The 26,669-nt window shown below is 55.2% G+C and carries 23 protein-coding genes, 4 tRNA genes and 2 rRNA genes (1 of these 29 running past the window's edge); all 29 read right to left on the minus strand.

What is annotated here, in order from left to right; all coding sequences use genetic code 11:
- Positions 1-3: 3 nt before the first annotated feature.
- Positions 4-690: a 30S ribosomal protein S3 gene (gene rpsC / locus ACMDB8_RS24930; protein WP_007970424.1), complete on the minus strand. Its 687-nt coding sequence runs from the start codon at positions 688-690 to the stop codon at positions 4-6.
- A 13-nt stretch (positions 691-703) separates the two neighbouring features.
- Entirely contained in the window at positions 704-1,036 is a 333-nt protein-coding gene (gene rplV / locus ACMDB8_RS24935; RefSeq protein WP_003103908.1) for a 50S ribosomal protein L22, read from the minus strand.
- A gap of 11 nt (positions 1,037-1,047) precedes the next feature.
- A complete protein-coding gene (rpsS, locus tag ACMDB8_RS24940) occupies positions 1,048-1,323 on the minus strand; it encodes a 30S ribosomal protein S19 (protein WP_002555486.1) in 276 nt (91 codons plus the stop codon).
- Between the two features lie 16 nt (positions 1,324-1,339).
- A complete protein-coding gene (rplB, locus tag ACMDB8_RS24945; protein WP_003176423.1) occupies positions 1,340-2,164 on the minus strand; it encodes a 50S ribosomal protein L2 in 825 nt (274 codons plus the stop codon).
- A gap of 14 nt (positions 2,165-2,178) precedes the next feature.
- The gene (gene rplW, locus ACMDB8_RS24950; RefSeq protein WP_002555488.1) at positions 2,179-2,478 is read right to left on the minus strand and encodes a 50S ribosomal protein L23; all 300 of its coding nucleotides are present in this window, start codon (positions 2,476-2,478) and stop codon (positions 2,179-2,181) included.
- Positions 2,475-3,077 carry a 50S ribosomal protein L4 gene (gene rplD, locus ACMDB8_RS24955; protein WP_003228735.1) on the minus strand — a complete coding sequence of 201 codons (603 nt, stop codon included), beginning with the start codon at positions 3,075-3,077 and terminating at the stop codon, positions 2,475-2,477. The genes rplW and rplD overlap by 4 nt, the downstream gene beginning before the upstream one ends.
- Before the next feature lie 12 nt (positions 3,078-3,089).
- Positions 3,090-3,725 carry a 50S ribosomal protein L3 gene (gene rplC, locus ACMDB8_RS24960; protein ID WP_003186059.1) on the minus strand — a complete coding sequence of 212 codons (636 nt, stop codon included), beginning with the start codon at positions 3,723-3,725 and terminating at the stop codon, positions 3,090-3,092.
- 80 nt (positions 3,726-3,805) lie between these two features.
- Positions 3,806-4,117, minus strand: a complete 312-nt coding sequence (rpsJ, locus tag ACMDB8_RS24965; RefSeq protein WP_003186070.1) for a 30S ribosomal protein S10 — start codon at positions 4,115-4,117, stop codon at positions 3,806-3,808.
- A 157-nt stretch (positions 4,118-4,274) separates the two neighbouring features.
- The gene (tuf, locus tag ACMDB8_RS24970) at positions 4,275-5,468 is read right to left on the minus strand and encodes an elongation factor Tu (protein WP_008053875.1); all 1,194 of its coding nucleotides are present in this window, start codon (positions 5,466-5,468) and stop codon (positions 4,275-4,277) included.
- 30 nt (positions 5,469-5,498) lie between these two features.
- A complete protein-coding gene (fusA, locus tag ACMDB8_RS24975; protein WP_007994652.1) occupies positions 5,499-7,604 on the minus strand; it encodes an elongation factor G in 2,106 nt (701 codons plus the stop codon).
- A gap of 30 nt (positions 7,605-7,634) precedes the next feature.
- Positions 7,635-8,108 carry a 30S ribosomal protein S7 gene (rpsG, locus tag ACMDB8_RS24980; RefSeq protein ID WP_007994653.1) on the minus strand — a complete coding sequence of 158 codons (474 nt, stop codon included), beginning with the start codon at positions 8,106-8,108 and terminating at the stop codon, positions 7,635-7,637.
- 108 nt (positions 8,109-8,216) lie between these two features.
- Positions 8,217-8,588 carry a 30S ribosomal protein S12 gene (gene rpsL, locus ACMDB8_RS24985; protein ID WP_003186084.1) on the minus strand — a complete coding sequence of 124 codons (372 nt, stop codon included), beginning with the start codon at positions 8,586-8,588 and terminating at the stop codon, positions 8,217-8,219.
- 216 nt (positions 8,589-8,804) lie between these two features.
- On the minus strand, positions 8,805-13,004 hold the full coding sequence (rpoC, locus tag ACMDB8_RS24990; RefSeq protein ID WP_056728978.1) for a DNA-directed RNA polymerase subunit beta': 4,200 nt from the start codon (positions 13,002-13,004) through the stop codon (positions 8,805-8,807).
- A gap of 64 nt (positions 13,005-13,068) precedes the next feature.
- Positions 13,069-17,142: a DNA-directed RNA polymerase subunit beta gene (gene rpoB / locus ACMDB8_RS24995; RefSeq protein WP_053162836.1), complete on the minus strand. Its 4,074-nt coding sequence runs from the start codon at positions 17,140-17,142 to the stop codon at positions 13,069-13,071.
- 220 nt (positions 17,143-17,362) lie between these two features.
- Entirely contained in the window at positions 17,363-17,728 is a 366-nt protein-coding gene (gene rplL, locus ACMDB8_RS25000; RefSeq protein WP_007970414.1) for a 50S ribosomal protein L7/L12, read from the minus strand.
- Between the two features lie 75 nt (positions 17,729-17,803).
- A complete protein-coding gene (gene rplJ / locus ACMDB8_RS25005; RefSeq protein WP_007970413.1) occupies positions 17,804-18,304 on the minus strand; it encodes a 50S ribosomal protein L10 in 501 nt (166 codons plus the stop codon).
- A 198-nt stretch (positions 18,305-18,502) separates the two neighbouring features.
- A complete protein-coding gene (gene rplA, locus ACMDB8_RS25010) occupies positions 18,503-19,198 on the minus strand; it encodes a 50S ribosomal protein L1 (protein ID WP_003186095.1) in 696 nt (231 codons plus the stop codon).
- Entirely contained in the window at positions 19,198-19,629 is a 432-nt protein-coding gene (rplK, locus tag ACMDB8_RS25015) for a 50S ribosomal protein L11 (protein WP_007933726.1), read from the minus strand. Before rplK ends, rplA begins: the two co-directional genes overlap by 1 nt.
- Positions 19,630-19,746: 117 nt before the next feature.
- Complete coding sequence (nusG, locus tag ACMDB8_RS25020; protein WP_007984405.1) at positions 19,747-20,280, minus strand: transcription termination/antitermination protein NusG; 534 nt, start codon at positions 20,278-20,280, stop codon at positions 19,747-19,749.
- Positions 20,281-20,289: 9 nt separating this feature from the next.
- Positions 20,290-20,658 carry a preprotein translocase subunit SecE gene (gene secE / locus ACMDB8_RS25025; RefSeq protein WP_007984402.1) on the minus strand — a complete coding sequence of 123 codons (369 nt, stop codon included), beginning with the start codon at positions 20,656-20,658 and terminating at the stop codon, positions 20,290-20,292.
- Positions 20,659-20,703: 45 nt separating this feature from the next.
- Positions 20,704-20,779: transfer RNA gene (locus tag ACMDB8_RS25030), tRNA-Trp, on the minus strand.
- 174 nt (positions 20,780-20,953) lie between these two features.
- Positions 20,954-21,029 (minus strand) — tRNA-Thr (locus ACMDB8_RS25035).
- Between the two features lie 26 nt (positions 21,030-21,055).
- A tRNA-Gly gene (locus ACMDB8_RS25040) sits at positions 21,056-21,129 on the minus strand.
- A gap of 24 nt (positions 21,130-21,153) precedes the next feature.
- Positions 21,154-21,238, minus strand: a tRNA-Tyr gene (locus tag ACMDB8_RS25045).
- Between the two features lie 143 nt (positions 21,239-21,381).
- A complete protein-coding gene (locus ACMDB8_RS25050) occupies positions 21,382-21,822 on the minus strand; it encodes a hypothetical protein (protein ID WP_409078840.1) in 441 nt (146 codons plus the stop codon).
- A gap of 7 nt (positions 21,823-21,829) precedes the next feature.
- Entirely contained in the window at positions 21,830-22,579 is a 750-nt protein-coding gene (locus ACMDB8_RS25055; protein ID WP_056728982.1) for a pantothenate kinase, read from the minus strand.
- Complete coding sequence (gene birA / locus ACMDB8_RS25060; RefSeq protein WP_056728984.1) at positions 22,569-23,528, minus strand: bifunctional biotin--[acetyl-CoA-carboxylase] ligase/biotin operon repressor BirA; 960 nt, start codon at positions 23,526-23,528, stop codon at positions 22,569-22,571. Before birA ends, ACMDB8_RS25055 begins: the two co-directional genes overlap by 11 nt.
- A gap of 135 nt (positions 23,529-23,663) precedes the next feature.
- A 5S ribosomal RNA gene (gene rrf / locus ACMDB8_RS25065) occupies positions 23,664-23,779 on the minus strand.
- Between the two features lie 169 nt (positions 23,780-23,948).
- Positions 23,949-26,669: ribosomal RNA gene (locus ACMDB8_RS25070) — 23S ribosomal RNA — on the minus strand; it runs 171 nt beyond the window's last position.

Below are 26,669 nucleotides of genomic sequence, written 5' to 3' on the forward strand. Positions count from 1 at the left end.
CCCTTACTTAGCAGCTTTTTTACGAGGCGCTGGTGCTTGTGGTTTCAGTTCTTCTTGGCGACCACCAATTACTTCGCCTTTGAAGATCCAAACCTTTACACCGATCACACCGTAAGTGGTGTGAGCTTCGTAGTTGGCATAGTCGATGTCGGCACGCAGGGTGTGCAACGGCACACGACCTTCGCGATACCATTCAGTACGTGCGATTTCAGCACCGCCGAGACGACCGCTCACTTGGATTTTGATGCCTTTGGCACCAATGCGCATGGCGTTCTGTACAGCGCGCTTCATAGCGCGACGGAACATTACGCGACGCTCCAGCTGCTGAGCTACGCTCTGCGCAACCAGCATACCGTCGAGCTCCGGCTTGCGGATCTCTTCGATATTGATGTGCACAGGCACACCCATTTGCTTGGTCAGGTCCTGACGCAGTTTCTCAACATCTTCACCTTTCTTCCCGATAACGATACCTGGACGAGCGGTGTGGATGGTGATGCGTGCAGTTTGGGCCGGACGATGGATATCGATACGGCTTACGGACGCGCTTTTTAGTTTGTCTTGGAGGTACTCACGCACATTCAGATCTGCGAGCAAATAGTCCGCATAAGTCCGACCGTCTGCGTACCAGACGGAGGTGTGCTCCTTGACGATTCCCAGGCGAATGCCAATGGGATGTACTTTCTGACCCATCTCTTCGACTCCGTTACTTGTCAGCAACCTTGACAGTGATATGGCAAGACCGCTTGACGATGCGATCAGCACGGCCTTTGGCACGTGGCATGATGCGCTTCAGCGAACGCCCTTCGTTGACGAAAACAGTGCTGACCTTCAGGTCATCAACGTCTGCGCCTTCGTTATGCTCGGCGTTGGCTACGGCCGACTCCAGCACTTTCTTCATGATCTCGGCGGCTTTCTTACTGCTGAAAGCCAACAGGTTGAGCGCTTCGCCCACCTTCTTCCCGCGGATCTGGTCGGCGACCAAGCGGGCTTTCTGGGCGGAGATTCGAGCGCCCGACAACTTAGCGGCTACTTCCATTTCCTAACCCCTTAACGCTTGGCTTTCTTGTCTGCCACGTGCCCGCGATAAGTGCGGGTACCGGCGAACTCGCCCAGTTTGTGGCCGACCATGTCTTCGTTCACGAGAACTGGGACGTGCTGACGACCGTTGTGTACTGCGATGGTCAAACCGACCATTTGTGGCAGGATCATCGAACGACGCGACCAGGTTTTCACCGGCTTGCGATCGTTCTTTTCCGCCGCCACTTCGATCTTCTTCAGTAGGTGAAGATCGATAAAAGGACCTTTTTTCAGAGAACGTGGCACTGTCGTATCCCTCTATTTACTTGCGACGACGGACGATCATTTTGTCGGTACGCTTATTACCACGAGTCTTCGCGCCCTTAGTCGGGAAGCCCCATGGCGATACCGGATGACGACCACCAGAGGTACGACCTTCACCACCACCATGTGGGTGGTCAACCGGGTTCATGGCAACACCACGAACGGTTGGGCGAACGCCACGCCAGCGTTTGGCACCAGCTTTACCCAGCGAACGCAGGCTGTGCTCGGAGTTCGAGACTTCGCCCAGGGTCGCACGGCATTCAGCCAGGACTTTACGCATTTCACCGGAACGCAGACGCAGGGTAACGTACACGCCTTCACGAGCGATCAGCTGAGCCGAAGCACCAGCGGAACGAGCGATCTGAGCGCCTTTACCTGGCTTCAATTCGATGCCGTGTACGGTGCTACCAACTGGAATGTTGCGCAGTTGCAGAGCGTTGCCCGGCTTGATCGGTGCCAGGGCACCTGCGATCAGCTGGTCGCCAGCGCTCACGCCTTTAGGGGCGATGATGTAGCGACGCTCGCCATCTGCGTACAGCAGCAGAGCGATGTGAGCAGTACGGTTTGGATCGTATTCGATACGCTCGACAGTGGCAGAGATGCCATCTTTGTCGTTGCGACGGAAGTCGACCAGACGATAATGCTGCTTATGACCACCACCGATGTGACGAGTGGTAATACGGCCATTGTTGTTACGACCACCAGTCTTCGATTTCTTCTCGAGCAGCGGTGCGTGAGGAGCGCCTTTATGCAGCTCCTGGTTGACCACCTTGACCACAAAACGGCGGCCAGGGGAAGTCGGTTTGCATTTAACGATTGCCATGATGCACCCCTTCCTTACTCAGCACTGCTGCTGAAATCGAGATCTTGGCCTGGCTGAAGGGAGATAACTGCCTTCTTCCAGTCATTACGCTTGCCCAGACCGCGAGCAGTGCGCTTGCTCTTACCCAGAACATTCAGGGTAGTAACACGCTCTACTTTCACGCTGAACAGGCTTTCGACGGCCTTCTTGATTTCCAGCTTGGTTGCGTCGGTAGCAACCTTGAAAACGAACTGGCCTTTCTTGTCTGCCAGAACCGTAGCCTTCTCGGAAACGTGCGGGCCAAGCAGAACTTTAAATACGCGTTCCTGGTTCATCCCAGCAGCTCCTCGAATTTCTTCACGGCCGACACGGTGATCAACACCTTGTCGTATGCGATCAGACTAACTGGATCGGAACCTTGCACGTCACGTACATCTACGTGTGGCAGGTTACGAGCAGCCAGGTACAGGTTCTGATCAACAGCGTCGGACACGATCAGAACGTCGGTCAGGCTCATGTTGTTCAGTTTGCCCAGCAGGTCTTTGGTTTTCGGCGTTTCAACGGCGAAATCCTGAACCACGACCAGACGATCAGTACGCACCAGCTCAGCAAGGATGGAACGCATTGCTGCGCGATACATCTTCTTGTTCAGCTTCTGGGAGTGATCCTGAGGACGAGCTGCGAAAGTGGTACCGCCGCCACGCCAGATTGGGCTACGGATAGTACCGGCACGAGCACGGCCAGTACCTTTCTGACGCCATGGGCGCTTGCCGCCACCACGAACGTCGGAACGGGTCTTTTGCTGCTTGGAACCCTGACGACCGCCAGCCATGTAGGCTACGACTGCTTGGTGAACCAGCGTCTCGTTGAACTCGCCGCCAAATGTCAGTTCGGAAACTTCGATCGCTTGAGCGTCATTTACATTTAATTGCATGTCAGCTTCCCCTTAACCGCGAGCCTTGGCTGCTGGACGTACAACCAAGTTGCCGCCAGTAGCGCCAGGAACAGCGCCCTTGACCAACAACAGATTGCGTTCAGCGTCCACGCGCACTACTTCGAGGGACTGCACGGTCACGCGCTCAGCGCCCATATGACCGGACATTTTTTTGCCCTTGAATACACGACCAGGAGTCTGGCACTGGCCGATAGAGCCTGGAACGCGGTGGGATACGGAGTTACCGTGGGTGTTATCTTGCCCGCGGAAATTCCAACGCTTGATCGTACCCTGGAAGCCTTTACCCTTGGACTGACCGGTTACATCAACCAGTTGACCAGCGGCGAAGATTTCAGCGTTGATCAGATCGCCGGCCTGGTACTCGCCTTCTTCAAGGCGGAATTCCATTACGGTACGACCAGCGGCAACGTTCGCTTTAGCGAAGTGGCCAGCCTGAGCTGCTGTTACACGCGAAGCACGACGCTCGCCGACAGTGACTTGCACTGCACGATAGCCATCGGTCTCTTCAGTTTTGAACTGGGTGACGCGATTCGGTTCGATCTCAATGACCGTGACCGGAATGGAGACACCTTCTTCGGTGAAAATACGGGTCATACCGCATTTACGACCGACTACACCAATAGTCATGTTGTAAACCTCATGAGTGTACGGGGCTTTCACCCGCTATGGCCGCCCATTTCAGAGCGTTACACGACTAAGACCGAGTCTTAGCCGAGGCTGATCTGCACTTCCACACCGGCCGCAAGATCAAGCTTCATAAGAGCATCAACGGTTTTATCCGTTGGCTGGACGATGTCCAGAACGCGCTTATGAGTACGGATCTCGTACTGGTCACGCGCGTCTTTGTTGACGTGCGGGGAGACCAGAACGGTGAACCGCTCTTTACGGGTAGGCAGTGGAATTGGACCACGCACTTGAGCACCAGTACGTTTCGCGGTTTCCACGATTTCCTGGGTTGATTGGTCGATCAGGCGATGGTCGAAAGCCTTCAACCTGATACGGATTTGCTGATTTTGCATTGGATTTCAGACTCCGGCTGCTATTCCCACCGAGCGCAATACGCCCGTTAAAAGGAGGCGCAATTCTATAGACGCCCCAGATGGGTGTCAACCCAATAAAAAAGCCCCCGCTGAGCGGGGGCTTTTCAAAGCATCGAAGCTATCTCAAAAGAGATGCTTACTCGATGATTTTGGCTACGACGCCAGCGCCGACGGTACGACCGCCTTCACGGATAGCGAAACGCAGGCCGTCTTCCATTGCGATGGTCTTGATCAGGGTAACTTCCATCTGGATGTTGTCACCTGGCATTACCATTTCAACGCCTTCTGGCAGCTGGCAGTTACCAGTCACGTCAGTAGTACGGAAGTAGAACTGTGGACGGTAGCCTTTGAAGAACGGAGTGTGACGACCGCCTTCTTCCTTGCTCAGAACGTAAACTTCTGCGGTGAACTTGGTGTGCGGCTTAACCGAACCTGGCTTAACCAGAACCTGGCCACGCTCAACGTCGTCACGCTTGGTACCACGCAGCAGAACGCCGCAGTTCTCGCCAGCACGACCTTCGTCGAGCAGCTTGCGGAACATTTCAACACCGGTGCAGGTGGTAGTGGTGGTGTCACGCAGACCAACGATTTCCAGTGCATCTTGAACGCGAACGATACCGCGCTCGATACGACCAGTCACAACAGTACCACGACCCGAGATCGAGAATACGTCTTCGATTGGCATCAGGAATGGCTTGTCGATAGCACGCTCTGGTTCTGGGATGTAGCTGTCCAGAGTCTCAACCAGTTTACGAACGGCAGTGGTGCCCATTTCGTTATCGTCTTTGCCTTCCAGCGCCATACGAGCCGAACCGATGATGATTGGAGTGTCATCGCCCGGGAAGTCGTAGGTGGACAGCAGGTCGCGAACTTCCATCTCGACCAGTTCCAGCAGCTCAGCGTCGTCTACCAGGTCAGCCTTGTTCAGGAAAACCACGATGTACGGAACGCCTACCTGACGGGACAGCAGGATGTGCTCACGAGTTTGCGGCATCGGACCATCAGCGGCCGAGCAAACCAGAATCGCGCCGTCCATCTGGGCAGCACCGGTGATCATGTTCTTCACATAGTCAGCGTGACCTGGGCAGTCAACGTGAGCGTAGTGACGGATCTTCGAGTTGTACTCGACGTGCGCGGTGTTGATGGTGATACCACGAGCTTTTTCTTCTGGAGCGCTGTCGATTTTATCGAAATCAACGATTGCGGAACCGAAAACTTCGGAGCAAACGCGAGTCAGAGCTGCGGTCAGAGTGGTTTTACCGTGGTCAACGTGACCGATGGTGCCAACGTTGACGTGCGGTAGGGAACGATCAAATTTTTCTTTAGCCACGACAATTAACTCCTTGCCTAAAGGACTGAATCAGCCTTGTTTTTTGGTTACAGTTTCGACGATGTGCGACGGAGCTGTATTGTATTTTTTGAATTCCATAGAGTAGCTTGCGCGACCCTGGGACATCGAACGAACGTCGGTCGCATAACCGAACATCTCGCCCAACGGAACTTCAGCACGGATCACCTTACCGGAGACCGTGTCTTCCATACCCAGAATCATGCCGCGACGACGGTTAAGGTCGCCCATCACGTCACCCATATAGTCTTCAGGCGTAACAACCTCTACCGCCATGATCGGCTCGAGCAACTCACCACCGCCCTTCTGGGCCAGTTGCTTGGTCGCCATGGAAGCAGCCACCTTAAACGCCATCTCGTTCGAGTCGACGTCGTGGTAAGAACCATCAAACACGGTAGCCTTCAGGCCGATCAGCGGATAGCCGGCAACTACGCCGTTCTTCATCTGCTCTTCGATACCCTTCTGGATAGCCGGGATGTATTCCTTAGGAACCACACCACCCACTACTTCGTTCACGAATTGCAGACCTTCCTGACCTTCGTCAGCAGGAGCAAAACGGATCCAGCAATGGCCGAACTGGCCACGACCGCCGGACTGACGAACGAACTTGCCTTCGATTTCGCAATTCTTCGTGATGCGCTCACGATACGAAACCTGAGGCTTACCGATGTTGGCTTCGACGTTGAACTCACGGCGCATCCGGTCAACCAGGATGTCCAGGTGCAACTCGCCCATGCCAGAGATGATCGTTTGACCAGTCTCTTCATCAGTCTTGACGCGGAAAGACGGGTCTTCCTGAGCAAGTTTGCCCAGAGCGATACCCATTTTTTCCTGGTCATCCTTGGTCTTAGGCTCAACGGCAACCGAAATAACCGGCTCCGGGAAGTCCATGCGAACCAGGATGATTGGCTTGTCAGCGTTGCACAAGGTTTCACCAGTGGTGACGTCCTTCATGCCGATCAGGGCCGCGATGTCACCAGCGCGTACTTCCTTGATCTCTTCACGGGCGTTTGCGTGCATTTGCACCATACGACCCACGCGCTCTTTCTTGCCTTTGACCGAGTTGATCACGCCGTCGCCGGAGGCCAACACGCCCGAGTAAACACGGACGAAAGTCAAGGTACCCACGAATGGGTCGGTAGCGATCTTGAACGCCAGAGCCGAGAACGGCTCGTTGTCGTCTGCATGACGCTCCATCTGCTTTTCCTCGTCATCCGGGTCAGTACCCTTGATGGCAGGAATGTCGGTTGGAGCCGGCAGGTAGTCGATAACGGCGTCGAGAACCAGGGGAACACCCTTGTTCTTGAAGGAAGAACCGCAAACAGCCAGAACGATCTCACCAGCGATAGTACGCTGACGCAGAGCACCCTTGATTTCCTCGATGGTGAGTTCTTCACCTTCAAGGTACTTGTTCATCAGCTCTTCGCTGGCTTCGGCCGCAGCCTCAACCATGTTGTTGCGCCACTCTTCAGCCAGTTCCTGCAGTTCAGCAGGGATGGCTTCACGACGAGGGGTCATACCCTTGTCGGCATCGTTCCAGTAAACGGCTTCCATGGTCATCAGATCGATCTGACCCTGGAAGTTGTCTTCGGAACCGATAGCCAGCTGGATAGGCACCGGAGTGTGACCCAGACGCTGCTTGATCTGAGCGATCACGCGCAGGAAGTTCGCACCGGCACGGTCCATCTTGTTCACGTAAACGATACGTGGAACACCGTACTTGTTGGCTTGACGCCATACGGTTTCGGACTGAGGCTCAACGCCGGAAGTACCGCAGAACACAACGACCGCGCCGTCGAGTACACGCAGGGAACGCTCAACTTCAATAGTGAAGTCTACGTGGCCCGGGGTATCGATGACGTTGAAACGGTACTGGTCTTTGTGCTGCTTGGCGGAACCCTGCCAGAAGGCGGTAATGGCAGCAGAAGTAATGGTAATACCACGCTCCTGCTCCTGAACCATCCAGTCTGTGGTCGCGGCGCCGTCATGCACCTCGCCCATTTTGTGACTTTTGCCAGTGTAAAAAAGGACGCGCTCAGTGGTGGTGGTTTTACCAGCATCCACGTGTGCAACGATACCAATGTTACGGTAGCGATTAATCGGTGTTGTACGAGCCATAAAGCCCTCGCAAAATTAGTGACGCTAAAATTAGAAGCGGTAGTGCGAGAAAGCCTTGTTGGCTTCAGCCATACGGTGAACGTCTTCACGCTTCTTAACTGCAGCACCTTTACCTTCGGCAGCGTCCAACAGTTCGCCAGCCAAACGCAGAGCCATAGACTTCTCGCCGCGCTTGCGGGCGTAGTCTACCAACCAGCGCATTGCCAGAGCGTTACGACGGGAAGGACGAACCTCGACCGGAACCTGGTAAGTAGCACCACCAACGCGGCGCGACTTCACTTCGACCAGCGGAGCGATGGCGTCGAGTGCTTTTTCGAAGAGTTCCAGGGGATCGGTGCCGGCCTTACGAGCCTTCACGGTATCCAGGGCACCATAAACGATACGCTCGGCAACGGCTTTCTTGCCGCTTTCCATTACGTGGTTCATGAATTTGGCGAGGATTTGGCTTCCGTATTTCGGATCGTCCAGAATCTCACGCTTGGCTGCTACGCGACGTCTTGGCATTGATAAGCCCTCAAACGGTCTTCAGGTTAGCCCGGGACAGCTCCTATGGATGCGTGCCCGACCTTACTCTTATCGACTCAATAAAATGAAAAACTGCAAAACGGCCGATTACTTCGGACGCTTGGTACCGTACTTCGAACGACCCTGGTTACGACCTTTAACACCGGAAGTATCCAACGAACCGCGAACGGTGTGGTAACGAACACCTGGCAAGTCTTTTACACGACCGCCGCGGATCAGTACCACGCTGTGCTCTTGCAGGTTGTGGCCTTCACCGCCGATGTACGAGGAAACCTCGAAACCGTTGGTCAGGCGCACACGGCATACTTTACGCAGTGCCGAGTTAGGTTTTTTCGGCGTGGTGGTGTACACACGGGTGCACACGCCACGGCGTTGCGGGCAGTTCTGCAGCGCAGGCACGTCGGATTTCTCGACGATACGCTTACGCGGCTGACGTACCAGCTGGTTGATAGTTGCCATCTACTAGCTCCACTGTTGTCTTGCGACGCTATTGTCTTGCAAGAAAAGCAAAATGGCAGGAACGAGTTCCCGCCAAATTTAGGGGTACAAGAGTCTAAAGAGGATCTTGTCCCCAGTCAAGGCAAGGCCCCGCCCTCCCCGCTCATCCAATCTCGACAAATTGTCTCGATTCGATGAACGGAGTGACCAGGGCCTCACACTCATTTACCGCAGAACTCAGTTACCGCTCGAGTTCAGCGCTTCGGTCAGTGCAGCTTCCACTTCACTGGCGCTTACGCGCAACGGCTTGTCTGCATCACGGCGGCGCTTACGCTCGCTGTGATAAGCCAGGCCGGTACCAGCCGGGATCAGACGACCCACGACCACGTTTTCTTTCAGGCCGCGCAGGTAATCGCGCTTGCCGGTTACCGCCGCTTCGGTCAGTACGCGAGTGGTTTCCTGGAAGGAAGCCGCCGAGATGAACGATTCGGTGGACAACGACGCCTTGGTGATACCCAGCAGAACGCGAGTGAACTTGGAGACAAACTTGTCTTCGCCGCTCAGACGCTCGTTCTCTACCAGTACGTGAGTCAATTCCATCTGGTCGCCCTTGATGAAACTGGAATCGCCGGATTCAGCGATCTCAACTTTACGCAGCATCTGACGCAGGATGGTCTCGATGTGCTTGTCGTTGATCTTCACGCCTTGCAGACGGTAAACGTCCTGGATCTCGTTGACGATGTACTTGGCCAGCGCACTCACACCCAGCAGACGCAGGATGTCGTGTGGATCGCTCGGACCGTCGGAGATAACTTCGCCGCGGTTTACCTGTTCGCCTTCGAACACGTTCAGGTGACGCCACTTCGGAATCAGCTCTTCGTACGGATCGGTACCGTCGTTCGGGGTGATAACCAGACGGCGTTTGCCTTTGGTCTCTTTACCGAACGCGATGGTGCCGCTGACTTCAGCCAGAATCGACGCTTCTTTCGGACGACGGGCTTCGAACAAGTCGGCAACACGCGGCAGACCACCGGTGATGTCGCGAGTTTTCGAAGTCTCTTGCGGGATACGAGCGATAACATCACCGATCGCGATCTTCGCACCATCCGCTACACCGACCAGGGCGTTGGCTGGCAGGAAGTACTGAGCGATAACGTCAGTGCCTGGCAGCAACAGATCCTTGCCGTTGTCGTCGACCATCTTCACGGCAGGACGGATGTCCTTACCGGCAGCTGGACGATCTTTGGCGTCGAGTACTTCAATGTTGGTCATACCGGTCAATTCGTCAGTCTGACGCTTGATCGTGATGCCTTCTTCCATGCCCACGTAGGTCACGGTACCTTTCATTTCGGTAACGATCGGGTGAGTGTGCGGATCCCACTTGGCCACGATGGCGCCAGCTTCGACCTTGTCCCCCTCTTTAACCGAAATCACGGCACCGTACGGCAGCTTGTAACGCTCACGCTCACGACCGAAGTCATCAGCGATGGCCAGCTCACCGGAACGGGACACAGCAACCAGGTGACCATCCACTCGCTCAACGTGCTTCAGGTTATGCAGACGGACGGTACCGCCATTCTTCACCTGAACGCTGTCGGCTGCGGAGGTCCGGCTTGCCGCACCACCGATGTGGAACGTACGCATCGTCAGCTGGGTACCCGGCTCACCGATGGACTGGGCAGCGATAACGCCGACCGCTTCACCGATGTTCACCTGGTGACCACGAGCCAGATCGCGGCCGTAGCACTTGGCGCAAATACCGAAGCGGGTTTCGCAGCTGATCGGCGAACGCACGATCACTTCGTCGATGCTGTTGAGTTCGATGAACTCGACCCACTTTTCGTCTACCAGGGTGCCGGCAGGAACGATGACGTCCTCGGTACCTGGCTTGAATACGTCACGGGCGATAACACGACCCAATACGCGCTCACCCAGCGGCTCTACAACGTCACCGCCTTCAATGTGCGGAGTCATCAGCAGACCGTGTTCAGTGCCGCAATCGATCTCGGTTACAACCAGATCTTGTGCAACGTCTACCAGACGACGAGTCAGGTAACCGGAGTTAGCCGTTTTCAACGCGGTATCCGCAAGACCCTTACGAGCACCGTGAGTGGAGATGAAGTACTGAAGTACGCTCAAACCTTCACGGAAGTTCGCAGTAATCGGCGTTTCAATGATGGAACCGTCCGGCTTGGCCATCAGACCACGCATACCGGCCAGCTGACGAATCTGCGCTGCGGAACCCCGCGCACCCGAGTCGGCCATCATGTACATCGAGTTGAAAGACTCTTGATCGACTTCAACGCCATGACGGTCGATAACCTTCTCTTTCGAGAGGTTGGCCATCATTGCCTTGGAAACTTCGTCGTTCGCTTTCGACCAAAGGTCGATCACTTTGTTGTACTTCTCGCCCTGGGTTACCAGGCCGGAGGCGTACTGGCTTTCGATCTCTTTCACTTCATCAGTGGCAGCATTGATGATGCGGGCTTTTTCATCCGGGATAACGAAGTCGTTAACACCGATGGAAACGCCGGAAATGGTCGAATACGCAAAACCGGTGTACATCAACTGGTCAGCAAAGATCACAGTCTCTTTCAAACCAACCACGCGATAGCACTGGTTGATCAGCTTGGAGATTGCCTTCTTCTTCATCGGCAGGTTGACGACGTCGTACGACAGGCCCTTTGGCACAACCTGGAACAACAGAGCACGGCCGACAGTGGTGTCGACGATACGGGTGTTGCTCACGCTGCCGCCATCACGGTCGTTGACGGTTTCGTTGATCCGGACTTTAACCTTGGCGTGCAGTGCGGCTTCGCCGGCACGGAACACACGGTCAACTTCCTGCAGATCCGCGAACACACGACCTTCGCCCTTGGCGTTGATCGCTTCACGAGTCATGTAGTACAGACCCAATACAACGTCCTGCGACGGAACGATGATTGGCTCACCGTTGGCTGGCGACAGAATGTTGTTGGTCGACATCATCAACGCACGCGCTTCGAGCTGGGCTTCCAGCGTCAGCGGTACGTGCACGGCCATTTGGTCGCCGTCGAAGTCGGCGTTGTACGCGGCGCAGACCAGAGGGTGCAGCTGGATAGCCTTACCTTCGATCAGTACCGGTTCAAACGCCTGGATACCCAGACGGTGAAGGGTCGGTGCACGGTTGAGAAGAACCGGGTGTTCGCGAATCACTTCAGCGAGAACGTCCCAAACCTCTGGCAGCTCGCGCTCGACCATCTTCTTGGCAGCCTTGATGGTGGTAGCAAGACCACGCATTTCAAGCTTGCCGAAAATGAACGGCTTGAACAGCTCGAGAGCCATTTTCTTCGGCAGACCGCACTGGTGCAGACGCAAGGTCGGACCTACGGTAATTACCGAACGGCCGGAGTAGTCAACACGCTTACCGAGCAAGTTCTGACGGAAACGACCCTGCTTACCCTTGATCATGTCAGCCAGGGATTTCAGAGGACGCTTGTTGGAACCGGTGATAGCGCGGCCACGACGACCGTTGTCGAGCAATGCATCGACGGCTTCCTGCAACATACGCTTTTCGTTGCGCACGATGATGTCCGGAGCGGACAGATCGAGCAGGCGCTTCAAGCGGTTGTTACGGTTGATCACTCGACGATACAGATCGTTGAGGTCGGAAGTCGCGAAGCGACCGCCATCGAGCGGGACCAGTGGACGCAGATCTGGCGGCAGAACCGGCAGAACGGTCAGCACCATCCACTCTGGCAGGTTGCCGGAACCCTGGAAGGCTTCCATCAACTTCAGACGCTTGGACAGCTTCTTGATCTTGGTTTCGGAGTTGGTTTGCGGAATCTCTTCGCGCAGACGACCAATCTCGTGCTCCAGGTCGATAGCGTGCAGCAGTTCGCGGACAGCTTCGGCACCCATGCGGGCATCGAAATCGTCGCCGAACTCTTCCAGCGCTTCGAAGTACTGCTCGTCGTTCAGCAGCTGACCTTTTTCAAGGGTGGTCATGCCTGGATCGATAACGACGTAGCTCTCGAAGTAGAGAACGCGCTCGATATCACGCAGGGTCATGTCCATCAGCAAGCCGATACGGGACGGCAGCGATTTCAGGAACCAGATGTGGGCAACTGGCGAGGCCAGTTCGATGTGCGCCATGCGCTCACGACGAACTTTTGCCAGCGCGACTTCAACGCCGCACTTCTCGCAGATCACACCACGGTGCTTCAAGCGCTTGTACTTACCGCACAGGCACTCGTAATCCTTTACCGGGCCAAAGATTTTGGCGCAGAACAGGCCGTCACGCTCAGGTTTGAACGTACGGTAGTTGATGGTTTCCGGCTTTTTAACTTCACCGAACGACCACGAACGGATCATCTCAGGCGATGCCAATCCGATACGGATGGCGTCGAACTCTTCGACTTGACCCTGGTTTTTCAGCAAATTCAGTAGGTCTTTCAAGGCCTTTCCTCCTGGCGGAGCAGAGAGCGGGCAATCCTGCCCCGCTCTCGATTCGCGTCACGTGTTATTCGGTTTCCAGATCGATATCGATGCCGAGGGAACGAATTTCCTTGATCAACACGTTGAAGGACTCGGGCATGCCCGGCTCCATACGGTGATCGCCATCCACGATGTTCTTGTACATCTTGGTACGGCCGTTCACATCGTCCGACTTCACTGTGAGCATTTCTTGCAGAGTGTAAGCGGCACCGTATGCTTCCAGTGCCCAGACCTCCATCTCCCCGAAACGCTGACCACCGAACTGCGCCTTACCACCCAGCGGCTGCTGGGTAACCAGGCTGTACGAACCGGTAGAACGAGCGTGCATCTTGTCGTCTACCAAGTGGTTCAGCTTCAGCATGTACATGTAGCCAACGGTAACCGGGCGCTCGAACTTGTTGCCGGTACGGCCGTCGGTCAGCTGCATCTGGCCGCTTTCTGGCAGGTCCGCCAGTTTCAGCATGGCCTTGATTTCGCTTTCCTTGGCGCCGTCGAACACTGGAGTGGCCATTGGAACGCCGCCACGCAGGTTTTGAGCCAGGTCCAGGATTTCCTGGTCCGAGAAGTCATCGAGGCTTTCCTGACGACCGCCGATCTCGTTATAGATCTCGTGCAGGAACTTGCGCAGCTCGGCAACCTTGCGCTGCTCTTCAATCATGCGGTTGATCTTCTCGCCCAGACCTTTGGCCGCGAGGCCCAGGTGGGTTTCAAGGATCTGACCGACGTTCATACGCGAAGGTACGCCCAACGGGTTGAGGACGACGTCGACCGGGGTGCCATTGGCATCGTGCGGCATGTCTTCAACCGGCATGATCACGGAGACCACACCCTTGTTACCGTGACGACCGGCCATCTTGTCGCCCGGCTGGATGCGACGACGGATTGCCAGGTAAACCTTGACGATTTTCAGCACGCCTGGAGCCAGGTCATCGCCCTGCTGCAGTTTGCGCTTCTTGTCTTCGAACTTGTCGTCCAGCAGACGGCGACGATCAACGATGTAGGCCTGAGCCTTCTCGAGCTGCTCGTTCAGAGCATCTTCAGCCATGCGCAGTTTGAACCACTGGCCGTGCTCAAGACCGTCGAGAACTTCGTCGGTGATGTCCTGGCCTTTCTTCAGACCGGCGCCGCCTTCGGCTTTGTGGCCGACCAGAGCGGAACGCAGACGTTCGAAAGTAGCACCTTCAACGATACGGAACTCTTCGTTGAGGTCCTTGCGGATCTCGTCCAGCTGGGACTTCTCGATCGACAGGGCACGAGCATCACGCTCAACGCCGTCGCGAGTGAAGACCTGTACGTCGATGACAGTACCCTTGGTACCGGTAGGTACGCGCAGGGAAGTGTCTTTAACGTCGCTGGCTTTTTCACCGAAGATCGCACGCAGCAGTTTTTCTTCCGGAGTCAGCTGGGTCTCGCCTTTCGGAGTGACCTTACCGACCAGGATGTCGCCTGCGCCAACTTCGGCACCTACGTAAACGATACCGGCTTCGTCCAGCTTGTTCAGAGCCGCTTCACCCACGTTCGGGATGTCGGCGGTGATTTCCTCTGGGCCAAGCTTGGTGTCACGAGCCACACAGGTCAGTTCCTGGATGTGGATCGTGGTGAAGCGGTCTTCCTGAACAACACGCTCGGACAGGCAGATGGAGTCTTCGAAGTTGAAGCCGTTCCATGCCATGAACGCGATGCGCATGTTCTGACCCAGTGCCAGTTCACCCATATCGGTGGACGGGCCGTCGGCCATGATGTCGCTACGCTGAACCCGATCACCCTTACGCACCAGCGGACGCTGGTTGATGCAGGTGTTCTGGTTGGAGCGGGTGTACTTGGTCAGGTTGTAGATGTCGACACCGGCTTCACCGGTTTCAACTTCGTCATCGGCAACACGAACCACGATACGGCTGGCGTCGACGGAGTCGATCACGCCGCCACGACGAGCCACGACGCAAACGCCGGAGTCACGGGCTACGTTTCGCTCCATGCCGGTACCTACCAGCGGCTTGTCAGCGCGCAGGGTTGGTACAGCTTGACGCTGCATGTTCGAACCCATCAACGCACGGTTGGCGTCGTCGTGCTCGAGGAACGGAATCAGCGACGCAGCAACCGAAACTACCTGCTTCGGCGATACGTCCATCAAGGTGACGTCTTCCGGCGCCTTGACGGTGAATTCGTTCAAGTGACGAACAGCTACCAGTTCGTCGATCAGGACTTTCTTGTCGTTCATCGTGGCCGAGGCCTGAGCGATCACGTGATCGGCTTCTTCGATGGCGGACAGGAACACGATCTCGTCGGTGACCAGAGCGTCTTTCACCACGCGGTACGGGCTTTCCAGGAAGCCGTACTGGTTGGTGCGCGCATAAGCGGCCAGGGAGTTGATCAGACCGATGTTCGGACCTTCCGGCGTTTCAATCGGGCATACACGACCGTAGTGAGTCGGGTGTACGTCACGAACTTCGAAGCCGGCGCGCTCACGAGTCAGACCGCCAGGGCCGAGTGCGGAAACACGACGCTTGTGGGTGATCTCGGACAGCGGGTTGTTCTGGTCCATGAACTGGGACAGCTGGCTGGAACCGAAGAACTCTTTCACCGCCGCAGCCACTGGCTTGGCGTTGATCAGGTCTTGCGGCATCAGGCCTTCGCTTTCAGCCATCGACAGACGCTCTTTGACCGCACGCTCAACACGTACCAGGCCAACGCGGAACTGGTTCTCGGCCATTTCGCCTACGCAGCGAACACGACGGTTACCCAGGTGGTCGATGTCATCGACGATGCCTTTACCGTTACGGATGTCGACCAGGGTCTTCAGTACCGCGACGATATCTTCCTTGCACAGCACGCCCGAACCTTCGATCTCGGTACGACCGATACGACGGTTGAACTTCATCCGGCCGACCGCAGACAGGTCATAGCGCTCAGGGCTGAAGAACAGGTTGTTGAACAGGGTCTCGGCAGCGTCTTTGGTTGGCGGTTCGCCAGGACGCATCATGCGATAGATCTCGACCAGCGCTTCCAGTTGGTTGCTGGTGGAGTCAATCTTCAGGGTGTCGGAGACGAACGGACCGCAGTCGATATCGTTGGTGTACAGAGTTTCGATGCGAACAACCTGAGCCTTGGCGATTTTGGCCAGGATCTCGGTGTTCAGCTCGGTGTTGCACTCTGCCAGGATTTCGCCGGTTGCCGGGTGCACGATGACCTTGGCGGTTGTACGACCCAGGACGTAGTCCAGAGGCACATCCAGCTCTTTGATCCCGGCTTTTTCCAGCTGGTTGATGTGGCGAGCGGTGATACGACGACCCTGCTCGACAATAACCTTGCCCTTGTCATCCTGAATATCGAGGACAGCGATTTCACCACGCAGGCGCTGAGGCACCAGCTCCAGGCTCAGGGTCTCGCCCTTCACATGGAATACGTTGGTGGTATAGAACGCGTCCAGCACTTCTTCAGTGGTATAGCCCAGCGCGCGCAGCAGTACCGATGCAGGCAGCTTGCGACGACGGTCGATACGCACGAATACGCAGTCTTTCGGGTCGAACTCGAAGTCCAGCCACGAACCGCGGTAAGGAATGATGCGCGCGGAGTACAGCAGTTTACCGGAGCTGTGCGTCTTGCCACGGTCGTGGTCGAAGAACACGCCCGGGGAACGGTGCAGCTGGGAAACGATTACACGCTCGGTACCGTTGATTACGAAGGTACCGTTTTCAGTCATCAGGGGGATTTCACCCATGTAGACTTCTTGCTCTTTGATGTCCTTGATCGCTTTGTTCGACGACTCTTTGTCGAAAATGATCAGGCGCACTTTTACCCGCAAAGGTACGGCGTAAGTTACACCGCGCAATACGCATTCTTTGACATCAAATGCCGGTTCGCCCAGGCGATAACCGACGTACTCCAGCGCAGCATTGCCGGAGTAGCTGATGATCGGGAAAACGGATTTGAAGGCCGCATGCAGGCCCACGTCGCGGAACTGATCTTTAGTCGCTCCCGCTTGCAAGAATTCACGATACGAATCCAGCTGGATGGCCAGGAGGTACGGCACATCCATGACGTCCGGCAACTTGCTAAAGTCCTTGCGGATACGTTTTTTCTCAGTATATGAGTAAGCCATCAGCGTTCCCCAGCTTGGTCACCTGCTTGTTTGGCCCCTCCCGACGGGAGCAGCCAGAAAATCGTGCAAACCCCATGGTTTGCGCCACCGCATCGGGTGGTTACAGCACGTTATCGGCACCGACCCAGTCGGCTGCCAATAACGGAAAAAGGCCGGTGGCAAGAGCCACCAGCCATCAGCCTGTCGCTTAACGCTCGGGCTGGAGGAGCAAAGTCGATGCTTACTTCAGCTCGACTTTAGCGCCTGCTTCTTCCAGAGCTGCTTTGGCTTTGTCAGCTGCGTCTTTGGCAACAGCTTCCAGAACCATGGCAGGTGCGCCGTCAACTACAGCCTTGGCTTCTTTCAAGCCCAGACCGGTCAGTTCACGTACAGCCTTGATCACGTTAACTTTCTTCTCGCCAGCTTCGGTCAGCATGACGTTGAATTCGGTTTGCTCTTCAGCAACGGCAGCAGCAACAGCTGGACCAGCCGATGCAGCAGCAGCGGTAACACCGAATTTTTCTTCGAAAGCTTTGATCAGCTCAACAACTTCCATTACGGACATGTTGCCAACTGCTTCAAGGATATCGTTCTGAGAGATAGACATGAATCTAATTCCTGATATTGGGGACGGCCTACGCGACCATCGAAAAAAACAAAAAACGCGAGAAGTTGACGAGCCTTAGGCTGCAGCAGCTTCTTTCTGGTCGCGAATTGCCGCCAGAGTACGAGCCAACTTGCTGGTAGCGCCTTGAATCACGCTCATCAGCTGAGAAATTGCTTCGTCACGGGTCGGCAGAGTTGCCAGTACGTCGATTTGGTTAGCTGCGAGGAACTTGCCCTCGAACGCAGCTGCCTTGATCTCGAACTTGTCCTGACCCTTTGCGAATTCCTTGAAGATCCGGGCAGCAGCGCCTGGATGTTCCTTGGAGAACGCAATCAGGGTAGGGCCAGTGAACACGTCGTTGAGGACACTGAATTCAGTGTCAGCAACAGCGCGCTTGAGCAGGGTGTTACGTACAACACGTACGTAAACGCCAGCTTCACGAGCCTCTTTACGGAGTCCGGTCATCGCGCCTACTGTTACGCCACGGGCATCAGCCACGACAGCGGACAGAGCGACTTTGGCAGCCTCGTTGACTTCAGCGACGATGGCCTTCTTGTCTTCGAGTTTAATTGCCACGGGTTTAACTCCTGCTTGTTACCGTTTCATCTGGTCGAAACCGGATGTCGTTTTGGTGTCTGATTCGGTAAGGAACCGGGAGCACCATCTGCGTAGGCTTGTGGTTTAAGACTTGCGTCGCCTACGGTCTTGGATAGCCCCCGCCAGGCAGGGACCCCAATTTTTCAATTGGCGCAATCGCTTGCGCCAATTTGTGTCTTACGCGTCGAGCGAGCTTTGGTCGATGACCAGACCTGGGCCCATAGTGGTGCTCAGGGTAACGCGCTTGACGTAAATGCCTTTCGAGGAAGCTGGCTTGATACGCTTCAGATCAGCGATCAGGGCTTCAACGTTTTCCTTCAGCTTGACGGCGTCGAAGCCGATCTTGCCAACGGAAGTGTGGATGATGCCGTTTTTGTCGGTGCGATAACGAACCTGACCAGCCTTGGCGTTCTTAACCGCGGTAGCTACGTCTGGAGTTACGGTGCCGACTTTAGGGTTAGGCATCAGGCCACGTGGACCGAGGATCTGACCCAACTGACCTACAACACGCATTGCATCCGGGGATGCGATCACTACGTCATAGTTCAGGTCGCCGCCTTTCATTTCGGCAGCCAGGTCGTCCATGCCTACGCGGTCAGCGCCGGCAGCCAGAGCGGCTTCAGCAGCTGGACCCTGGGTGAACACAGCAACGCGAACGGTCTTGCCAGTGCCGTGTGGCAGCACAGTAGCGCTACGAACGACCTGGTCGGATTTACGCGGGTCAACACCCAGGTTTACAGCTACGTCGAACGACTCGCTGAACTTGACAGTCGACAGCTCAGCCAGCAGGGCAGCGGCGTCTACAAAGTTGTAGGCCTTGCCTGCTTCGATTTTGCCGGCGATAGCCTTTTGACGCTTGGTCAGCTTAGCCATTACACACCCTCCACGTTAAGGCCCATGCTACGAGCAGAACCGGCGATAGTACGCACGGCTGCTTCCATATCAGCTGCAGTCAGATCCGCGTTTTTGGTTTTCGCGATTTCTTCCAGCTGAGCACGAGTCACGGTGCCAACCTTAACGGTGTTCGGACGAGCGGAACCGCTGGTCAGACCGGCCGCCTTCTTCAGCAGAACCGAAGCAGGGGTGGATTTGGTTTCGAAAGTGAAGCTACGGTCGCTATAGACAGTGATGATCACTGGAGTCGGCAGACCTGGCTCAAGACCCTGAGTACGGGCGTTGAAAGCCTTGCAGAATTCCATGATGTTCACGCCGTGCTGACCCAGAGCAGGACCAACAGGTGGGCTTGGGTTAGCCTGAGCGGCCTTCACTTGCAGCTTGATGTAAGCGGTAATCTTCTTGGCCATGAGGCACTCCAATTACGGGTTCGAACGCCTCGAGAGGCTCCCCGGTTACTTGCGCGTTTATCCCAGTGACAACAAAACCCCACAGCCTACGGCTGCGGGGTTGGGATTTTTGCTCAACTAGACCTTTTCGACCTGGCTGAACTCGAGCTCCACCGGAGTAGAGCGACCGAAAATGAGCACTGCGACCTGGATCCGGCTCTTTTCGTAGTTAACTTCTTCAACAACACCGGTAAAGTCTGCGAACGGACCGTCATTGACACGCACCGACTCGCCCGGCTCGAACAACGTCTTCGGCTTCGGCTTGTCGCTGCCATCGGCAACGCGACGCAGAATCGCTTCTGCTTCTTTATCGGTGATTGGCGCAGGCTTATCGGCAGTACCGCCAATGAAACCCATCACCCGAGGCGTATCCTTGACCAAGTGCCAAGTACCCTCGTTCATATCCATCTGCACCAGCACATAGCCAGGGAAGAATTTGCGTTCGCTTTTGCGCTTCTGGCCATTGCGCATTTCAACCACTTCTTCAGTGGGAACCAGAATCTCGCCGAAGCCATCTTCCATACCAGCCAGCTTTACGCGCTCGATCAGCGAGCGCATTACATGCTTCTCGTAACCGGAGTAAGCATGCACAACATACCAACGCTTAGCCACGGGACACCCTTAGCCGACGATCAAGGAAACAAGCCAGCCGAGCAGGGAATCAAGCCCCCACAACAGCAACGCCATAACCAGGACAACAGCCACAACGATCAACGTGGTCTGCGTGGTTTCTTGGCGAGTTGGCCAAACGACTTTACGAATTTCGGTGCGCGCTTCCTTAACCAGTACAAAGAAAGACTTGCCCTTGACTGTCTGCAGGCCTACAAAGGCAGCTACGGCAGCAATAGCAAGCAATGCGAGTACGCGGTACAGGATCGGCGAAGCAGAAAAGTACTGATTGCCAACAACGCCAACAACCACCAGAGCGACTACTACAAGCCACTTGAGGAGGTCGAAACGAGAGCCTTGAGCTTCAGCTTTAGGAGTCATCTATGAAGATCCTGTGAAAAGAAAGCCAGACACACCGAGTGAATCTGGCAGGTCAGGAGGGAATCGAACCCCCAACCTACGGTTTTGGAGACCGTCGCTCTGCCAATTGAGCTACTGACCTAAAACAAAATCAGGCCGACCATTATGCCGACCCGAAAAAGACTTTACAACACTTACGAGGCAATCCTGGCTGCAACACCGATATCCATGACACCGGCAACCCTCAGAAACACAATCAGGCGCAACCACTACCACCTAAAACAAAGGCAGATATTTTCATATCTGCCTTGTTATATGGAGCTCTTGAGCGGATTTGAACCGCTGACCTCACCCTTACCAAGGGTGTGCTCTACCAACTGAGCTACAAGAGCGTAACACTGTGCAAAACCCGTAAACTTGGAGCGGGTAGCGGGAATCGAACCCGCATCATCAGCTTGGAAGGCTGAGGTTCTACCACTAAACTATACCCGCGAGGCTTACAGCTCTCGCTAAAAATGGTGGAGGGGGAAGGATTCGAACCTTCGAAGTCGTAGACGTCAGATTTACAGTCTGATCCCTTTGGCCGCTCGGGAACCCCTCCTAAGCGAGCCGGCATTCTACATCATGCCAGCCTTCTGTCAAGCATTTTTCTCATTAAAAACCTGAGCTTAGCTGCGTTGACCTCGCTTCACACCGCTTACCGTTTCCGGTGTTCGCTGTGGAGCGGGCGCCATTCTATGCAAACTATTCGGTGGGTGCAACCCCCTCGCACGGCATTATTTTATGTTTTAACTCATTGAATTCTTTAGAAAGGTTTTGCAGCTGCAAATCGTCCAGCCAACGCCGGCTTTCCGGTGCGATACGCACCCAATACGCCGCTCCTTCAGCCGCAGTTTTCGGCAGGGACTGAAACTTGACCTCCATCCCGCTCAAACGACGCTCAACCGCCTGTGCGGCCTCCTGGCGCGTATAGCCGCCCAGATAAAGGCAGCCATTGTCTGCCGAGGCAGCTTTTCCCTTATCCTTGGATACGTCACTTGCTTCGCTCAACAAGCGAATATCTTGTTGAGATCCGCGATACAGACTCAAAGGCGTGACATCCTTCGCGCGCAAAGGAGCCTCTTGTTGATGCCAGATGTAGTAGAAGCCATTGAGGACAAGCAGCAGCAGAAACAACCAACGCATAAAAACCTCAGGACAAGGGACAGGCCATGGCCAATCCGACAAACACCAAGTCCGGAACAACCCTGGCCTGAGGCACGACCTCAGCAACCAGGCTCGCATCCCCCCCGGTGAGGAACACGACAAAGTCCTCACCCCAGTAACTGCGCGCCAACTCGAGCTGGGTCAGCACGAAGCCGCGCAACATCAACAGACAACCACGCTCTACAGCCTCGACAGTCGCGCGACCAGGAACAAGACTTTCCTGAGCCTGCTCGGCCGCCAGATCCCCATAACGAATTTTGCGGGTGTGGGTGCGCAACTGGTTGCGCATCAACGGCATCCCTGGACAGATGAAACCACCCAGGTGCCCTCCATCCGCCGCGATAAAGTCAGCGGTCACGGCCGTACCGAAATCGAGCACCAGACACGCACCCGAGGCCAGATGAAAGCCTCCGAGCATTGCGAGCCACCGATCCAGCCCCAACCGCTCAAACTCTTCATACCCATTACGCACGCCTGACATTTCGCGAGCAGGCGTTGCGCATACAACCGGCACATCAAAGGTATCGCCGAGCAATGACGTCAACGCAGCGGTTTCCTCCGCGGTCCTGACGCTCACCAACCGGCAAAACGTGAGGGCAAGCCCTTTGATCGCCCCCAAACCCTCCAGCAATCCAAGATTGGAATCGACGACCCCTTCACCGAGCACCTGCCCGGCATTAGCGGCAAGCACACGCCACTTGATGAAACTATTCCCACAATCGAGCTCAAGAATCATCACGCAACCTCAGGCTCAACTCACCACCACTGAAGACTTTCTCCACACCATCCACCTTCAGGCGCAAAGCGCCCTGGCCATCAATACCAAGTACTTCACCATCAATTTGATTGACGCCGGCAATCAAGGACACGCTTCGCCCCTGCCATAGGTGATTTTGCTCCCACTCCGACTGGATGGCCAAAAAACCACCCGCCTGGTGACGAGCCAGGTATCGCTGCAGCATCTCCCCCAGCACCGCAACCAATTGGTTGCGGTCAAAAAATTTGCCTGACTCGAGCCGCAGGGATGTCCATTGCTGGTCCACCTCATCAGCGGACTGCATGTTCACATTGATCCCCACCCCCAGGACCACGTGGCACACATCAGCAGGATCACCAACCAACTCGAGCAGTATTCCCGCGATCTTTTTCTGGCCTACAAGGACATCGTTAGGCCACTTCAATCCAGCGGATGCAATACCGAGCTCGCGCAACGCCTGCAAGACAGCGAGCCCAACGACAAGACTCAAGCCCTCCAGCTGGCGCATCCCACCATCAATGCGTAGCACCAGGCTGTAATAGACGTTTTCTGCGAATGGACTGACCCACTTGCGACCACGTCGCCCGCGTCCGGCTGTCTGCCGCTCCGAAAGCACCACAAAGGGTGCCGCTTGCCCACGCTCGATAGCACGCAGTGCTTCGGCATTAGTGGAGTCGATTGAGTCGTAAACCTGGACGGGCCAGGCGCAGGAGTGCGCCTGAGCGCTAATCTCGGCAGGATCGAGCAGCGCCAATGGCGCGGACAGTTGATAGCCGCGCCCACGAACCTTATGAATAGACAGACCCAGCTCAGCTTCCAAATGCTGAAGCTGCTTCCACACAGCACTACGACTGACGCCCAGGGCGGCACCCAATGCTTGGCCCGAATGGAATCGGCCATCTTTAAGAAGCTTTAACAACGTCAGCATGCAGGTCTCGCCTCACAATGAGGCCCGCATGATAGCCACGCATCGAGCGATTGCATAGAAATCCAGCAGCCGTGGCTTTCTTGCGGACAAAAACAAAACCCCAACTGCTTTCGCAATTGGGGTTTCGGAATTTAATCTTGACGATGACCTACTCTCACATGGGGAAACCCCACACTACCATCGGCGATGCATCGTTTCACTGCTGAGTTCGGGATGGGATCAGGTGGTTCCAACGCTCTATGGTCGTCAAGAAATTCGGGTACTGAGTCGTGGCCGGCTGGCCTCGCTTCAGCAAATTGGGTATGCGATAGTTTGGTGTTTTGTGAGTATCTCGAACTTTCGGTTCGTTTCGTCTTCACACACCGCAATCTGGCCTCTTTCGTTTCTTCAACTAGGAGCAGCAAATTGCTTGGGTGTTATATGGTCAAGCCTCACGGGCAATTAGTATTGGTTAGCTCAACGCCTCACAGCGCTTACACACCCAACCTATCAACGTCGTAGTCTTCGACGGCCCTTCAGGGGACTCAAGGTCCCAGTGAGATCTCATCTTGAGGCAAGTTTCCCGCTTAGATGCTTTCAGCGGTTATCTTTTCCGAACATAGCTACCCGGCAATGCCACTGGCGTGACAACCGGAACACCAGAGGTTCGTCCACTCCGGTCCTCTCGTACTAGGAGCAGCCCCTCTCAAATCTCAAACGTCCACGGCAGATAGGGACCGAACTGTCTCACGACGTTCTAAACCCAGCTCGCGTACCACTTTAAATGGCGAACAGCCATACCCTTGGGACCGGCTTCAGCCCCAGGATGTGATGAGCCGACATCGAGGTGCCAAACACCGCCGTCGATATGAACTCTTGGGCGGTATCAGCCTGTTATCCCCGGAGTACCTTTTATCCGTTGAGCGATGGCCCTTCCATACAGAACCACCGGATCACTAAGACCTACTTTCGTACCTGCTCGACGTGTCTGTCTCGCAGTCAAGCGCGCTTTTGCCTTTATACTCTACGACCGATTTCCGACCGGTCTGAGCGCACCTTCGTACTCCTCCGTTACTCTTTAGGAGGAGACCGCCCCAGTCAAACTACCCACCATACACTGTCCTCGATCCGGATAACGGACCTGAGTTAGAACCTCAAAGTTGCCAGGGTGGTATTTCAAGGTTGGCTCCACGCGAACTGGCGTCCACGCTTCAAAGCCTCCCACCTATCCTACACAAGCAAATTCAAAGTCCAGTGCAAAGCTATAGTAAAGGTTCACGGGGTCTTTCCGTCTAGCCGCGGATACACTGCATCTTCACAGCGATTTCAATTTCACTGAGTCTCGGGTGGAGACAGCGCCGCCATCGTTACGCCATTCGTGCAGGTCGGAACTTACCCGACAAGGAATTTCGCTACCTTAGGACCGTTATAGTTACGGCCGCCGTTTACCGGGGCTTCGATCAAGAGCTTCGCGTTAGCTAACCCCATCAATTAACCTTCCGGCACCGGGCAGGCGTCACACCCTATACGTCCACTTTCGTGTTTGCAGAGTGCTGTGTTTTTAATAAACAGTCGCAGCGGCCTGGTATCTTCGACCGGCGTGGGCTTACGGAGCAAGTCCTTCACCCTCACCGGCGCACCTTCTCCCGAAGTTACGGTGCCATTTTGCCTAGTTCCTTCACCCGAGTTCTCTCAAGCGCCTTGGTATTCTCTACCCAACCACCTGTGTCGGTTTGGGGTACGGTTCCTGGTTACCTGAAGCTTAGAAGCTTTTCTTGGAAGCATGGCATCAACCACTTCGTGTTCTAAAAGAACACTCGTCATCAGCTCTCGGCCTTGGAATCCCGGATTTACCTAAGATTCCAGCCTACCACCTTAAACTTGGACAACCAACGCCAAGCTGGCCTAGCCTTCTCCGTCCCTCCATCGCAATAACCAGAAGTACAGGAATATTAACCTGTTTTCCATCGACTACGCTTTTCAGCCTCGCCTTAGGGACCGACTAACCCTGCGTCGATTAACGTTGCGCAGGAAACCTTGGTCTTTCGGCGTGGGTGTTTTTCACACCCATTGTCGTTACTCATGTCAGCATTCGCACTTCTGATACCTCCAGCAAGCTTCTCAACTCACCTTCACAGGCTTACAGAACGCTCCTCTACCGCATCACCTAAGTGATACCCGTAGCTTCGGTGTATGGTTTGAGCCCCGTTACATCTTCCGCGCAGGCCGACTCGACTAGTGAGCTATTACGCTTTCTTTAAAGGGTGGCTGCTTCTAAGCCAACCTCCTAGCTGTCTAAGCCTTCCCACATCGTTTCCCACTTAACCATAACTTTGGGACCTTAGCTGACGGTCTGGGTTGTTTCCCTTTTCACGACGGACGTTAGCACCCGCCGTGTGTCTCCCATGCTCGGCACTTGTAGGTATTCGGAGTTTGCATCGGTTTGGTAAGTCGGGATGACCCCCTAGCCGAAACAGTGCTCTACCCCCTACAGTGATACATGAGGCGCTACCTAAATAGCTTTCGAGGAGAACCAGCTATCTCCGAGCTTGATTAGCCTTTCACTCCGATCCACAGGTCATCCGCTAACTTTTCAACGGTAGTCGGTTCGGTCCTCCAGTCAGTGTTACCTAACCTTCAACCTGCCCATGGATAGATCGCCCGGTTTCGGGTCTATTCCCAGCGACTAGACGCCCTATTAAGACTCGCTTTCGCTACGCCTCCCCTATTCGGTTAAGCTCGCCACTGAAAATAAGTCGCTGACCCATTATACAAAAGGTACGCAGTCACCCAACAAAGTGGGCTCCCACTGCTTGTACGCATACGGTTTCAGGATCTATTTCACTCCCCTCTCCGGGGTTCTTTTCGCCTTTCCCTCACGGTACTAGTTCACTATCGGTCAGTCAGTAGTATTTAGCCTTGGAGGATGGTCCCCCCATATTCAGACAAAGTTTCTCGTGCTCCGTCCTACTCGATTTCATGACCAAGAGATTTTCGCGTACAGGGCTATCACCCACTATGGCCGCACTTTCCAGAGCGTTCCGCTAATCTCAAAGCCACTTAAGGGCTAGTCCCCGTTCGCTCGCCACTACTAAGGGAATCTCGGTTGATTTCTTTTCCTCAGGGTACTTAGATGTTTCAGTTCCCCTGGTTCGCCTCTTG

It is taken from the genome of Pseudomonas monachiensis, assembly GCF_047345015.1.
Lineage (GTDB): Bacteria > Pseudomonadota > Gammaproteobacteria > Pseudomonadales > Pseudomonadaceae > Aquipseudomonas > Aquipseudomonas monachiensis.

What these genes read in the sequence shown, in the direction of transcription:
- rpsC (WP_007970424.1), bottom strand. Translation starts at nt 690, where the DNA reads ATGGGTCAGAAAGTACATCCCATTGGCATTCGCCTGGGAATCGTCAAG.
- rplV (WP_003103908.1), bottom strand. Translation starts at nt 1,036, where the DNA reads ATGGAAGTAGCCGCTAAGTTGTCGGGCGCTCGAATCTCCGCCCAGAAA.
- rplB (WP_003176423.1), bottom strand. Translation starts at nt 2,164, where the DNA reads ATGGCAATCGTTAAATGCAAACCGACTTCCCCTGGCCGCCGTTTTGTG.
- rplW (WP_002555488.1), bottom strand. Translation starts at nt 2,478, where the DNA reads ATGAACCAGGAACGCGTATTTAAAGTTCTGCTTGGCCCGCACGTTTCC.
- rplD (WP_003228735.1), bottom strand. Translation starts at nt 3,077, where the DNA reads ATGCAATTAAATGTAAATGACGCTCAAGCGATCGAAGTTTCCGAACTG.
- rplC (WP_003186059.1), bottom strand. Translation starts at nt 3,725, where the DNA reads ATGACTATTGGTGTAGTCGGTCGTAAATGCGGTATGACCCGTATTTTC.
- rpsJ (WP_003186070.1), bottom strand. Translation starts at nt 4,117, where the DNA reads ATGCAAAATCAGCAAATCCGTATCAGGTTGAAGGCTTTCGACCATCGC.
- fusA (WP_007994652.1), bottom strand. Translation starts at nt 7,604, where the DNA reads ATGGCTCGTACAACACCGATTAATCGCTACCGTAACATTGGTATCGTT.
- rpsG (WP_007994653.1), bottom strand. Translation starts at nt 8,108, where the DNA reads ATGCCAAGACGTCGCGTAGCAGCCAAGCGTGAGATTCTGGACGATCCG.
- rpsL (WP_003186084.1), bottom strand. Translation starts at nt 8,588, where the DNA reads ATGGCAACTATCAACCAGCTGGTACGTCAGCCGCGTAAGCGTATCGTC.
- rpoB (WP_053162836.1), bottom strand. Translation starts at nt 17,142, where the DNA reads ATGGCTTACTCATATACTGAGAAAAAACGTATCCGCAAGGACTTTAGC.
- rplL (WP_007970414.1), bottom strand. Translation starts at nt 17,728, where the DNA reads ATGTCTATCTCTCAGAACGATATCCTTGAAGCAGTTGGCAACATGTCC.
- rplA (WP_003186095.1), bottom strand. Translation starts at nt 19,198, where the DNA reads ATGGCTAAGCTGACCAAGCGTCAAAAGGCTATCGCCGGCAAAATCGAA.
- rplK (WP_007933726.1), bottom strand. Translation starts at nt 19,629, where the DNA reads ATGGCCAAGAAGATTACCGCTTACATCAAGCTGCAAGTGAAGGCCGCT.
- secE (WP_007984402.1), bottom strand. Translation starts at nt 20,658, where the DNA reads ATGACTCCTAAAGCTGAAGCTCAAGGCTCTCGTTTCGACCTCCTCAAG.
- ACMDB8_RS25050 (WP_409078840.1), bottom strand. Translation starts at nt 21,822, where the DNA reads ATGCGTTGGTTGTTTCTGCTGCTGCTTGTCCTCAATGGCTTCTACTAC.
- ACMDB8_RS25055 (WP_056728982.1), bottom strand. Translation starts at nt 22,579, where the DNA reads ATGATTCTTGAGCTCGATTGTGGGAATAGTTTCATCAAGTGGCGTGTG.
- birA (WP_056728984.1), bottom strand. Translation starts at nt 23,528, where the DNA reads ATGCTGACGTTGTTAAAGCTTCTTAAAGATGGCCGATTCCATTCGGGC.